Origin of the sequence: Sorangium sp. So ce426, from assembly GCF_051475585.1 — a bacterium.
GTDB lineage: Bacteria > Myxococcota_A > Polyangia > Polyangiales > Polyangiaceae > Sorangium > Sorangium cellulosum_B.
Map to the genome: position 1 here is coordinate 4322020 of NZ_CP150341.1, position 12693 is coordinate 4334712.

Here is a 12693-nt window from a genome sequence, read left to right on the forward strand (position 1 = left end):
GGCGCTCGTTACATCATTCGCGGTGAAGGGGCGCGATCGGGCGGGCTCATCGGCGGAAAATCCCGCCGGAAGGGGTCAGAGGGTCTCGAGGTAGGCGACCAGATCGTCGATCTGGGCGTCCGAGAGCTGGGACGTCTTGCCGTGCCGGTCGCCGCCGCCGCAGGCGGGGTTGATGAACCGGTCCTTCAGCGTCGGCGCGCATCCGTCGTGCATGAACGGCGCGCGCGCGCCGATGCGGACCAGCGACGGCACCTGGAAGGCCTTGCCCGTACCGACGTCGAACGAATCGTTGGTCGTGAGCTGAGCGCCCGCGTGGCAGCTCGCGCAGTCGACGGCCTTGTCGTGGAAGAGGGCCTCGCCGCGCGCGACGGCCTCTGCGTCGGGCGCCGACGACACCGGCGGAGCGGGGAGGCTGTCGATCCACCGGGCGAAGACCTTCACCCGGCGCGGCCCCTGGTGCATGCCGCCCATGCGCCGCTCGAAGACCTCGTCCATGATGGCCTCGATACCCGACATATCGCCGTCCCAGTGGAACGGGGCCGTGTTGAGGATGCCGCCGCTGACGAACTGGGTGCGCCGCGGTCCGATGGGGTTGAAGTGCCAGGTATGGCTGTCCTCGCCTCCCTCCGGATGGCACGACGCACACGCCATCGGGCCGGCAGCGTTCCGGTGGAACATCTCGTGGCCGGTGTCCCTGCGGCTCTCCCCGGGGAGCGTGATGACCTTGGCGACGCGGTTGCCGACGCTGTTGGGAGCCCCGAGGACCTGGATGCCCGCCGGCTCGCGGGTCTGCACCACCACCGAGCCGCCGGCGAACGCGACGGCCGTGGGCTCGCCTTCCACGACCACGCGCTGCTCCGCCTCGACGCAGGTTCCTTCGAAGGAATCCATGGTCATGTTCAGGTTCGCGCGGCTGGTCATAAGGATCTCGCTCTTGCCGGCCGCGACGACCGCATACGAGAGACCGTCATCGGACACCGCGACATCGACCGGCAGGGTCGCGGAGGGGAGGGCAGCGGCCAGGTTCGGCTGGCCGTCGGAGTCGGGCGTGCCGACCTCCGAGACCGTGCCGTGGACGACGCTCCCATCGCACCCGCCGGAGCTGTAGCCCCCCTCCACGATCTCGACGGGCGCGATCAAGGAGCGCTGGTGGACCATCGCGATACCGCCTGTCGGCAGCTTGATCGTCCGCCAGGCGACGGTCGGCGCGAACTCCTGCCCGAACAGGTTGAATTTCGGGAGCTTCTTTTGCTCCATGACCATGCCGTCCGCCCCGATGGTGAGCAACTCGGCAGACCGGAATTTGCTGACCAGGAGCCGGTCCCCGTCCACGACCACGTCGCGCAGGTCGCGATCGAGCTTCAGGCGGCGCGTCGCCGCGCCGGGACCGGCCGGGAGCGTGACGAGCTCGCCGCCGAGGCAGGCGACATGGATCGCGTCGGCCTGCGCATCGTAGGCGACCCCCCGCGGGGCCGGGCACACGTCGCGCCGGTCGACGATCGTCCCGCTGTCCGCGTCGACGGTCACGATCGCGCCGCCGCGGCGGAGCGCGACGTGGAAGCGACCCGCGTCGTCCTCGACGACCCTGCCCGGCTCGTCGCCCTTCTGCAGGGCGATCTCCGCGGTCAGCTTCTGCGCCTGGAGATCGACGATCCACACCCGGTCGCGATCCGGATCCGCGGCCACCGCGCGGAGGGCGCTCTTGCTCACGGCCAGCGTTCCGCCGCTGATGGCGGGCGGCGGCTCCGCCGCGACCGCGACGCTCCCAGGATCGCCGATGTCGGGGGTGTCGTCCTCACCGAGCTCCCACGGAGCGCAGGCGGCAAAGGGTGATGCAATCACAAGGACGGCGAGGAACGGGGAGAAGCTGCGGCGCGACGCAAGCAGTCTATGCATGAGGGCCTCCGGTCCGCCGCCAAGCAAGATGGCGGCCACTTCATTCGATGTTCTTCCATCCGATCGCGCGCGGCAATATGTGTTGCCGCGGAGAGAGCGACGTAGTCTTGCCGTCCACAACGCGCGTGAGCCGGGGTTGGGTGGCGCGTCTGGCGCGGGTCCCGTGATGCGCATCGGTGACGCCGTCCCTGCTGTCGTGGCCCATTGCGGCACGGCATGACGAGCGCACCAGACCATCGGGTCCGGCGTGGTCCCGGACGGTGTCCTGCGCGGCCGGCCCATGACGTGGTCCTTTGGGCGCAAGCACCCCGTGGGCCGAGAGCGCGGGCTGCCGGTCACCTTCGCCAGACCGCGAGGCGAGCCATCGCCGAGACGCGATGCGTGGGATCGCCTGTGACTTGACGGGTGCTCTCGCCGCCCATAAGTGACCGACCGGTCATGAAAAGCACCGCACCCTCGTCTCGACGCAGCATCTCGCTGGCTTCGACGCTCGCCGGGCTGCTCGCCCTCGGGCTCATCGCCTCACCGGCCGCGGGGCAGCCGGCCGCTCCCCGACCGGCGGCTCCGCAGCCGGTCACCCCGCCGCCCGCCCCGGCGCCTCCTGCCGCAGGCCAGCCGCAACCCCCGGGCGCTCCTGTCGCTGCGGCCCCGCCGGCGGCGCCGAAGGCCGATCCGCTCGCCACGGCGCTCGCGCCGCAGCCGGGGGGGCTGACGCCGGACGACATCGCGAAGGCTGCGCTGCGGACGCGCGCGTCGCTCCGGGCCAAGCAGGCCGATCTCCGCGCGGCGGCTGCGAAGGTCGACCAGGCCATGGTCAATTACTTTCCGCGGCTGACGCTCACGGCCACCTACACGCGTTTGTCGGAGGTCGAGACCCCGGCCCTCGGCGCGGGGGCGCCGGTCGTCGGCGTGACCAACGGCCCGGGGCAGTCTGGATTCAGCGAGGGACCCCTCTCCACCGCGCCTTGCGCAGACGCTGCGGGGCAGTGTGTCGTCGACGGCGGCGGCCGCTTCGTGACCCTCAGCCGTTCTCCTGGGCTCAGCCTCCCTTCGTCCGTCAACTCCTACTCCCTGACGGCGAGCCTCGCCGTACCCATTTCGGATTACGTGTTCCGCATCTCGCAGGGATACGCCGCTGCGTCCCACGCAGAGAGCGCGAAGAAGCTCGAGCTGCAGGCGGAGACGCTGCAAGCCGCCGCCGACGCGAAGATCGCGTTCTTCAACTGGGTCCGCGTGAAGGGGCAGGTCGTCGTCGCAGGTGAGGCGGTGTCTCAGGCCAGGGCGCACGTCGAGGACGCGCGCCGCACCTTCGAAGTCGGGCTGCTCTCGCGCGCGGACGTGCTCCGGCTCGAGGCCCAGGTGGCCGGCGCGGAGCAGGTGCTCAATGAGGCGCAGGCCGCGCTCATGGTCGCGGACGACCAGATCCGTATCGCGCTCGGCGCCGCGCCGGACAGGCCGCTCACGCTGGGGATCGACGTGATGGGGAGCGCGCCTGCGAAGCCGCCCGCGGAGGCGCTCCCGGCGCTGGTCCAGGAGGCGCTCCAGAGGCGCCTCGAGATCCGCGCGCTCGACGAGACGCAGTACTCGCTCGAGAAGGCCGAGGCGGTCACGCGGGCCGGCTACTTCCCGCGGCTCGACGGGTTCGCCGATCTCACCTACGCGAACCCCAACCAGCGCGTCTTCGGAGCTCAGGACAGGTTCGATGCGACGTGGTCCGCGGGCGTCCGCGCCACGTGGGTCGTCAACGACATCTTCACCACCGCGGGCGCCTCCGCCGAGGCGAACGCCCGCACCACGCAGATCGCGGAGCAGAAGGCCGCGCTGCGCGACGCCCTCCGCCTCGAGGTGGTCTCGGCGTATTCCGAGCTGAGCAAGGCCGCGAGCAGCATCGAGTCTGCAGAGCGCCAGCTCGCGGCGGCCGCGGAGTCGATGCGCGTCCGATCCGAGCTGTTCCGGGCAGGGCGGGCCACGAGCGTCGACGTTGTCGACGCCGAGGGCGAGGTGACGCGCGCGCGGCTCCAGCAGCTCAACGCGCGTGTCGGCGCGCTCGTCGCCAAGACCCGGCTGGACCACGTGGTCGGACGCGACGCGAAGGACCTGAAATGACCTGGCCGCGCGCGTCTTCTTCGCTTGCGCGGCCATCCTGGCCGGAGTAGGGAAGGCGTGCGCCGCTGCAGCGCGGGTTCCTGCGGCGCCCTCGTCGACACCGCGGCAATCACCCGCATCATCCCTCACCGGCCGAGGCAGCGCGTCCACGGTGCGCGCCCGGTCCGCCCGTCATGACGGAGCTTGCGCTCATCCTCAGCGGCGGCCTGCTCGGGCTCGCCTTTGCGGCTTACCTCGCTCGCTGGGTCGTCGCGCGCCCCGCGGTCGAGCCCGAGATGCAGCGCGTCGCCGCGATCATCCAGGGCGTCGCGGAGGCGTACTTTCGCCGCCAGAGCAGCGTGATCGGCGCGGTCTCCGCGATGCTCGGAGGCGCCATCTTCCTCGCTTACGGCCTCCTCCGGCGCACCGGGGAGAACAACCCGGTGCCAGCCTTGGAGCTCGGTGTCTGGCTGACGCTCTCGTTCGCGGTCGGGGCCGCCAGCGCGGTCGCGACAGGCCGCGTCGCCGCCTGGATCGCGCCCCGCACCAGCGTGCGCGCCGCGAGCGGCGCCCGCCGCTCGCTCGATCTCGCGCTGCAGATCGCCCTCCGCGGCGGCGCCGTGTCGGGGCTCTTCGTCGCGAGCATGAGCCTGCTCGGCCTCGGCGGCCTGTTCGCCGCGGTCCTCGCGTTCCGTGGCGGCTTCGGCGCCGAGCCGGCCGAGGCGCTCGCGCTCGCCCCGACCATCCCCTGGGTCATCGCCGGTTATCCGCTCGGCGCCTCCTTCGCCGCCCTGATGGCGCAGCTCGGCGGCGGCACCTTCTCCAAGGCGGCCGACCTCGGCGCGGACCTCGCCGGCGCGGAGGTCGGGCTCGACGAGGACGACCTCCAGAACCCGGCCACGATCGTCGATCTGGCAGGTGATACGGTCGGCGACTGCGCCGGGCGCGCGGCCGGCGTCTTCGCCTCCACCGTCGCCGAGAACGCGGGCGCCATGGTGGTCGGCGCGATGCTCTTCCGCAACAACGCCGGGCTCCCGAGCGCCCTCGCCGTCGTGCTCTTCCCGCTCGTCAGCCGCGCGTTCGGCCTCATCGCGACGCTCTTCGGCGTGATGGTCGTCAAGACCGACGACCGCGAGGACGCCTTCAACGCCCTCGTGCGAGGGCTCTACGTCACGGCCACCCTCCACGCCGTCGGCATCGCCGGGGCCGCCAAGTGGCTGCTCGGCGCCCACTGGGTCGTCTTCTTCGCCTGCGGCGTGATCGGCATCGTCACCGGCATCGCCGTGCTGCACGTCACGCAGTACTACACCGAGCAGCGGCACCGCCCGGTGCGCGAGCTCGCCGAGGCGGCCCGCAGCGGCTCCGCGATGGCGGTGCTGCGCGGGCTCGCCATCGGCCTCGAGAGCTCGGTGCTCCCGCTCCTGGTCGTCGTCGGCGCCACCTTCGGCTCCTACCTGCTCGGCGCCCGCTCCGGGCTCGCCGGGGGGGGCCTGTTCGGCACCGCGGTCGCGACGATGGGGATGCTGGGCACCGCGGGGTACGTCCTCGCCATGGATGCGTTCGGCCCCATCGTGGACAACGCGGGCGGCATCGTCGCCGTGACCGTCGCCCGCGAGCGGCCGGACGTGCGTGGCCGCACCCTCGTGCTCGACGCCGTCGGCAACACGACCAAGGCGCTCACGAAGGCGTACACGGCCGGCGTGGCCGCGCTCGCCTCGCTGCTGCTCGTCGCCGGCTACCTCGATGAGTCCCGGCGCCGCGCGTTGACGTCGAGCGCGCCGATCCGCGGCGAGACGACCGCGATGGTCCTGCGCCTCGACCGGCCCGAGGTCTATCTCGGCGCCCTGGTGGGGATCCTCCTTGTCTTCTGGCTGGCCGGCCGCTGCATTCGCAACGTCCTCCAGGCTGGCCGGCGCGTCCTCGACGAGGTGAGGCGCCAGGCCCGCGCCCGCCCGCCGGGGTTCGTCGGCGACCACGAGCCCTGCGTCGAGATGGTCTCTCGGGCCGCGCTGCGCCATATGATCGCGCCAGCCCTCGTCTCCGCGGTGGTGCCCGTCGTCGTGGGACTTGCCTTGCGCTTTGCAAGGACGGAAGATAATCCTCTGGTCGCGGCCGATTCAGTCGCGGCCTTGATCATGGCCGGGACGGTCGCAGGCGTCCTCGGGTCGCTCTTCTTGGGGAATACCGGGGCGATCTGGGACAATGCGAGGCAGTACATCGCGACCGGCGCGCACGGTGGGCGCTACCTTGTCGACGAGACGGGGGCGCGGGCGGACAACCCCACCTACGGTGCCGCCGTCGTCGGCGACACGATCGGCGATCCGCTCAAGGACGTGGCCGGTCCCGCGATCCACGTGCTCATCAAGATGCTCCCCGCCGTGATCATCGTGTTCTTGCCGTTCTTCATCTGATGACGGTTCTTCACCCAGCGGGATTTGCCAAGAGATCCCGTTCACCCGACCCATCCCGGCGAATCACCGCCGCACCCGTATCCCGAGCCCACGACGTGCCGCCTCCGATCTCCGACGCACTCTCCACCCTCAGCGATCGTGGCCTGCGAAGGCTGCTTGGCGCCCGCACCTTCCTCCGCGGGCTGGAGTACTTCCGCCGCCGCGTCGTCGAGGACATCTCCATCAACGAGACGATGGCGAGCGGCACCGTCCGCGCCGCCGACTCCGAGCCGTATCCGGTCAAGGTCGAGCTATCCCCCGATGGCATCCAGTCGCAGTGTTCCTGTCCGGCGTTCCAGAAGGCTGGGCAGCACTGCAAGCACGTCGCGGCGCTGCTCATCAGCATCCGCGACCAGGCGCGCGGCGCGCAGCCGCGGCGCGAGCCGCCGATCCCGGCGCTCGTCCCGCAGACCGCCCACGCCGGCGGTGACGCCCTGAAGCGCGTGCGCCGTCGCGACCGCCGCGGGCGCCTGGCGATCACGCCGGCGGCGCCCGTCCCGACCGTCGTCGGCTCCCACGGGCCGCCGGGCTCACCCGTCGCCCTCGCGGCGCCGATCCTGGACGCGACGGCCAAGCAGACCGGGATCGGCGCCTGGCTTCCGCCCGAGGGCGTCACTGGAGCACGGCGCGTGGAGTTCCGCCTCCACGTGCGGCAAGGGGCGCTGACCGTCACCGTCCTCGACGCCGAGGCGCGCGTCCCGGTGCTGCCCTCTGCGGCGCTCGCCTGGCAGGCGCTCTACCCGACGCCGGATCGCGACGCGCTCCGGCTGCTCGCCCGGTTCGAGAGCGGCAACCCGCGCCACCCGGCCGTCGACATCCGCGGCGAGGACGTGGCCGAGCTGCTCCCGCTGCTCGAGGGCCAGCGCGTGCTGCTCGAGCCGGCGCTGATGCAGCTCCGCTTCGGCGACGACAGCCTGCGGCCGCGCTTCGATCTCGAGACCGTCGGCGGCGACACCATCATCGTGAAGACGAGCTTCGAGCGGGGGAACGACAAGCGCCGCTTCTCGCTGCTGCAGGGCGGGTGGTTCGAGGGCTGGCCGGGCTGGCACATCGACACGCAGGAGGGGCTCGCGCGCCGCATCGACAAGCGCGTCTCCCCCGCGGCGATGCGCCGCCTGCTCCGCTCGCCGACCATCGGCGAGCCGATGAGCGAGCTGGCCCGCATCATCATGCAGGGGCTGCCCAAGATCGCGCTCGAGGTCGGCGCGGAGCTGCCCGACCTCAACCAGATCGCCGAGGTCGTCGACCTCGTGCCCACGTTCCGCATGCGCGCAGGCGGCTCGCTCATCGAGGCGCGCGTCACGCTGACCGCCGCCTACGGCGACGCCGAGGTCGCGGTGCGCGCCGACGGCATGTCGCCCCCGGTGCTCGTGCAGCCGCCCGAGGAGGGGATGAAGCGCGCCCGCTGCATCCGCGTGGACATCGCCGCGCAGCAGGAGGCGGCGAGCAGGCTGCTCGCCCTCGGGCTCAAGCCGGACGAGACGGGCCAGGGCTTCATCGCGAACGGCGACCAGGCGCTCACCTTCTGGACCGAGGGGCTCGCCGAGCTCCCCGACGACTGGGACCTCTTCGTCCCGGAGGATCTCGTCGACACGCAGGTGCGCGGCAGGCCGATCGGCGTGTTCGCCAAGGTCACCTCGGGGATGGACTGGCTGAACGTCAAGCTCAGCTTCGAGAGCGAGGGCATCGGCGTCGATCGCGACGAGCTGCGCCGCTGCCTCGCCGAGGGCAAGCGCTACGTCCGCCTCGAGGACGGGTCGTTCGCCGCGTTCGATCCCGACGCCGTGCGCGCGATGCTCGATCGCGAGGTCGAGCTGATGATGGCGGCCGGCAAGAACGGCCGGCTGCCGCTCGCGCAGGCCGGGCGGGTGCACGAGCTGCTCCAGCACGCGAGCGGATCGAGCGTGACCGCCTCCGCGCGCGAGCTGTTCCAGAAGCTCAGCAACATCGACGAGATCGGCAGCACCAAGCGGCCGAGGAACCTGAAGGCCACGCTCCGCCCCTACCAGGAGGCGGGCCTCTCGTGGCTCAAGTTCATCCATGACATCGGCTCGGGCGGCGTGCTCGCCGACGACATGGGCCTCGGCAAGACGGTCCAGACGCTCGCCCTCCTGCTCGCCGTCAAGCAGGAGGAGAAGCACATGCGCGCGCTGATCGTCGCCCCGACGAGCGTCGTCACGAACTGGGAGCGCGAGCTCGCCCGGTTCGCGCCGTCGCTGTCGGTCGCCCTCTGGCACGGCGCCGATCGCAAGGATCAGATCGACGAGGTGAAGGCCGCGGAGGTGGTGATCACGAGCTATGCGCTCCTCCGTCGCGACGAGGATTTCCTCGCGCAGCTCGACCTGAGCTACGCCATCCTCGACGAGGCGCAGCACATCAAGAACCCGATGAGCGCCACCGCCGCGGCGGCCAAGCGGCTCCGCGCGAAGCGCCGGCTCGCGCTGACGGGCACGCCCATCGAGAACCGGCTCTCGGAGATCTGGTCCATCTTCGACTTCGTCTCGCCGGGCCTGCTCGGCTCGCTCGACAAGTTCGAGGCCCGCTTCTCGCGCCCGATCGAGGCGGGCGACTACAAGACCGCGCAGCGGCTCCGCGCCGCCATCCACCCGTTCATCCTGCGCCGCACGAAGCAGGAGGTCGCCAAGGATCTCCCCGAGAAGATCGAGATGGATCAGATCTGCGATCTCACCGGCGAGCAGCGGGCGCTCTACCTGCAGGTCGCGCGCGAGGTGCGGGCGCAGGTCCTCGGCGAGGTCGAGCGCGTCGGCCTCGCGAAGAGCCAGCTGCAGATCCTCGCCGGCCTCACCCGCCTCCGGCAGGCGGCCTGCGACCCGCGGCTGCTCGGCTTGCCGCGGGAGTTCGGCGACGACGACTCGGGCAAGCTCGTCGCGGTCCGAGAGCTCATCGCGAACGCCGTCGAGGGCGGGCACAAGGTCCTCGTCTTCAGCCAGTTCGTGATGATGCTGAGGCTCATCGAGAAGGCGATGAAGGAGGATGGTGTCGCCTACGAGTACCTCGACGGCTCCACGAAGGACCGGGCGGAGCGCGTCGACCGCTTCCAGAACGATCCGAGCGTGCCGGTCTTCCTCATCAGCCTCAAGGCGGGCGGCACGGGCCTGAACCTCACCGCGGCCGACACGGTCATCCACTTCGATCCGTGGTGGAACCCGGCGGTCGAGCAGCAGGCCACCGACCGCGCCCACCGCATCGGGCAGACGAAGGTGGTGACGGCCTACCGGCTCATCGCCGAGGGGACGATCGAGGAGAAGATCCTGCTGCTCAAGGACAAGAAGCGTCAGCTCGTCGCCTCCGTCCTCAGCGAGGACGCGGGCGGCGCGAAGAAGCTCACCAAGGCCGACCTGGAAGAGCTGTTCGCGGTGGAATGAGAGAACGACGGCGCGCAGGGGGAGCGCGCCGGTCGGGGAGCACCGGGCCGATCCATGAGGGGGCGCAGTGGAGCGCGCCCTCATGGGGGCACGGGTGGATCCATGGCGGCGCTCGGAGTGGCCCTCGCGGGGCCTTCCGGCACCGCAGGGCGGGGGAGGGGGCTACGGCTTGCGGCCGCCGCTCAGGACCATCAGGTGGTACTTGCCGAACTCGCTCTGCCCCAGGGTGAACAGGACCTCGATCAGCAGGCGGTACGGCGTGGTTGCGTCGGCGACGATGATCGCCTCCGACGACGACGGATCGAGCCCTTTCGCCGCGCGAATGGCCTTGTCCGTCTCGCGCGCGTGGGACAGGGCGTTCGCCAGCGGCACGATGTAGAGATCGTTCGGGCCGCTGCGCTTGTACTTTGCGTCGACGCCCGACTGCGCGAGCTGCTCGCGGTTGGGCAGCATGACGATCGGGGTCGGATCCTCGCCGACCAGGATCTGCGACTTCGAGACGATGACGACGACACCCTCCTGGGAAGGTTCGGCCTGCATCACCGACTTCGGCAGGGTGAGGTCCTTCGACTGCGGGATGGATGCCGCCGACGATCCCACGCTCTTCAGCAAGAAGACGAGGATGATCGTCATCAGGTCGAGCATCGCCGTGATGTTCAGGAAGTCGATCTCGGGCTCCCGCCGGTTCCTTCGGATCGCCTTCCGGAGGGCCGCCTTGTAGCGGACGACTGTCGCCCTCGGCCGCGGAGCAGGTCGCTGATCGGCGCTCATCGGGCCACCCCGAAGTGGACCTCCGGGAACAGCACCTCCCCGTCGTCGCTCCTCAGCGCATCCATCACGTCGATGATCGTCTTGTAGTCGATGCCCGGGTTCGCCGTGATCGTCACCTGCGTCTCCTCTTTGAACTCGGGGCGGGCGTTCTTGAGGCGCTTCGCGCACGCCGTGAGCGCGGGGTAGTCATAGCTGTCGTTCGCCTTCGGCACCGTGACCCCGCCGCCCACGTCCTGGCAGCCGGTCGCGATGTTGCCGCTCGACGTCTTCAGCGAGATCCCCTGGCTGGTGATGAACGCGGAGAGGTTCAACGCCTTGCTCGAGAGCTCGCTGCGCACCTTGCCGCCGCCGATGGACGGCGGGGTCGTGTCGATCGACGACACGAATGTCACCGACACGCTGGCGAGCACGAAGATGAGGATGTTCGTGATGATGTCGAGGTACGGGACGACGTTGAGCTCGCCGGCCTCCTCCCCGGCTTCGGGCTCCTTGGGCTGCGATAGGCGCCGGATCTTCGATCGCTGCGCCGAGCTGAGCGGGACGTCTTGCGGGTCCGCCATGGGCTAGTAGCCAGGCTTGCTGCTGATCGTGAGCAGGTTGAAGACGCGCTCGGTCGTCGACTCGAGATCGTGCTGGATGTTCTTGGAGCGGGTGTGGAGCAGCACGTGCGCGATCATGCACACGACCGCGATGGCGAGGCCGAACGCCGTGTTGTACATGGCCTCCGCGATGCCGTTCGAGAGCATCCGCTGCTTGTCGGCCTGCGAGAGGCCCTGGGCGGCGATGGAGGCGAACGTGTTGATCAGGCCGGAGACCGTCCCGATGAGGCCGATCAGCGTCGCGATGTTCGCGAGCGACCACAGGGCGCCGATGCGCTTCTCCACGGCGGGCTTGAGCTCGGACAGCTTCTCGCTGAGGGCGGCGTCGATCTCGTCGGCCCCCTTGTTCGCGTGGGTCAGGCCGGCCTTGACGAGCTGCAGGATCGGGTAGTCGCTCGCGTCGCAGAGCTTGATGGCGCGGTCGATGTTGCCGGCCGCCACCAGCTTCTTGACCTGCGCGAAGAACTCCTTGGAGTTCACGCGGTAGCGCCCCAGCTGGAACGCGGTTCGTTCGATGATGATGGTCACCACGACCGCGGAGACGACCAGGTTCGCGATCAGGAAGGTCGGATTGTGCTTGATGGCCTCCCACATCCCACCTTCGCCACCACCCTCGGCCGCCAACATCAGCAGATGACGCATCCTCGAAGTCCCTTTCTCAGCGTCGTCAGAAGCCCGACAATCTCCAGGCGCGGCGACTATAACTGCCGCCCGATCCCGCGCGCAAGCTCGGCGATGCTGCCGCGCCCCGAGCCGCGAGGCCGAGATCGCCGAAAATCGCCGCAAGAACCAGCGTATCTCACGGCGAGCTCGCTCCGGCCACGCGGACGGGCGCCGTCCGCGTCGAGGCCGGACAGGGTGGTCCGGAGACCCCTGATTCGCTCCGGCTGCGGGCGTCTGAGCGGGCTGCCGTGCTCTGCCATCGCCGCGTCGTCCGGGCGGATGAGCCGCTGCGCTCGCTCTCGGGTGACGCGGCTCGCACTGCCGCGGCGCGCTGTCGGGCCGGCGGCGGTCATGCGGGCGCTGCGCCCCCTGAAATTCGCGGCATCTGCCGCTGGTCGGCCCGCATCGCTCCCGGCCGATCATGACATAACCCCGCGATTGTTGTAAAGTTTTGCCCGTATCAGAGCGCTCACGTGTGGCCAAATCTCTCTTGACGGCGCCGGGTCTCAATCGCGAAGATGCGCGAGTCCCCCGGGCGCGTCGGCGTAGCTCGGCCACAAGGCGGCACGCTCTGCGGTGAACGGGGAGCCGCGCCCAGAGCCATGAAAGGGCCCCTGGCGCGACGACGCGAAGTCAGTCTTGGACGACAGGTGGGAGAGCTGGGACGGCGCCGCGCGCCGGCACCAGAAGAGACGATCAGGACTCTTGCAGAGGTCAGCGCCGCTCGGTTAGCGTCCCGTGGGCATCTCGCCAGAGAGCGACAGCAGCACGCCGTCCACGGCCAGCGCCGCCAAGCAAAACAGGCCTCTCATCCGTCTTTACGTGTGAGTGAAAGACTGCCGC

7 protein-coding genes are annotated in these 12693 nt (G+C 70.4%); 3 read left to right on the forward strand and 4 right to left on the reverse strand.

The window, feature by feature from the left end; all coding sequences use genetic code 11:
* Window positions 1-75: 75 nt before the first annotated feature.
* Window positions 76-1896, reverse strand: a complete 1821-nt coding sequence (locus WMF44_RS16160; protein ID WP_437300006.1) for a c-type cytochrome — start codon at window positions 1894-1896, stop codon at window positions 76-78.
* A gap of 438 nt (window positions 1897-2334) precedes the next feature.
* Between WMF44_RS16160 and WMF44_RS16165 the strand changes: the two genes are divergently transcribed.
* From WMF44_RS16165 to WMF44_RS16175, 3 genes are all read left to right on the forward strand, one after another.
* A complete protein-coding gene (locus WMF44_RS16165; RefSeq protein WP_437300007.1) occupies window positions 2335-4002 on the forward strand; it encodes a TolC family protein in 1668 nt (555 codons plus the stop codon).
* A 173-nt stretch (window positions 4003-4175) separates the two neighbouring features.
* Window positions 4176-6392 carry a sodium-translocating pyrophosphatase gene (locus WMF44_RS16170; RefSeq protein ID WP_437300008.1) on the forward strand — a complete coding sequence of 739 codons (2217 nt, stop codon included), beginning with the start codon at window positions 4176-4178 and terminating at the stop codon, window positions 6390-6392.
* Between the two features lie 95 nt (window positions 6393-6487).
* Window positions 6488-9817 (forward strand): SNF2-related protein, encoded by a 3330-nt coding sequence (locus WMF44_RS16175; protein ID WP_437300009.1) that lies wholly within the window; start codon window positions 6488-6490, stop codon window positions 9815-9817.
* 162 nt (window positions 9818-9979) lie between these two features.
* Here the strand turns inward: WMF44_RS16175 and WMF44_RS16180 are convergent, their stop codons facing one another.
* Genes WMF44_RS16180 through WMF44_RS16190 form a run of 3 tightly spaced genes read right to left on the reverse strand, consistent with a single transcriptional unit; the run spans window position 9980 to window position 11829 of the window.
* Window positions 9980-10588: an ExbD/TolR family protein gene (locus tag WMF44_RS16180; protein ID WP_437300010.1), complete on the reverse strand. Its 609-nt coding sequence runs from the start codon at window positions 10586-10588 to the stop codon at window positions 9980-9982.
* Window positions 10585-11148 (reverse strand): ExbD/TolR family protein, encoded by a 564-nt coding sequence (locus WMF44_RS16185; protein ID WP_012235623.1) that lies wholly within the window; start codon window positions 11146-11148, stop codon window positions 10585-10587. The genes WMF44_RS16180 and WMF44_RS16185 overlap by 4 nt, the downstream gene beginning before the upstream one ends.
* A gap of 3 nt (window positions 11149-11151) precedes the next feature.
* Window positions 11152-11829 (reverse strand): MotA/TolQ/ExbB proton channel family protein, encoded by a 678-nt coding sequence (locus WMF44_RS16190; protein ID WP_012235624.1) that lies wholly within the window; start codon window positions 11827-11829, stop codon window positions 11152-11154.
* Between the last annotated feature and the right edge of the window lie 864 nt (window positions 11830-12693).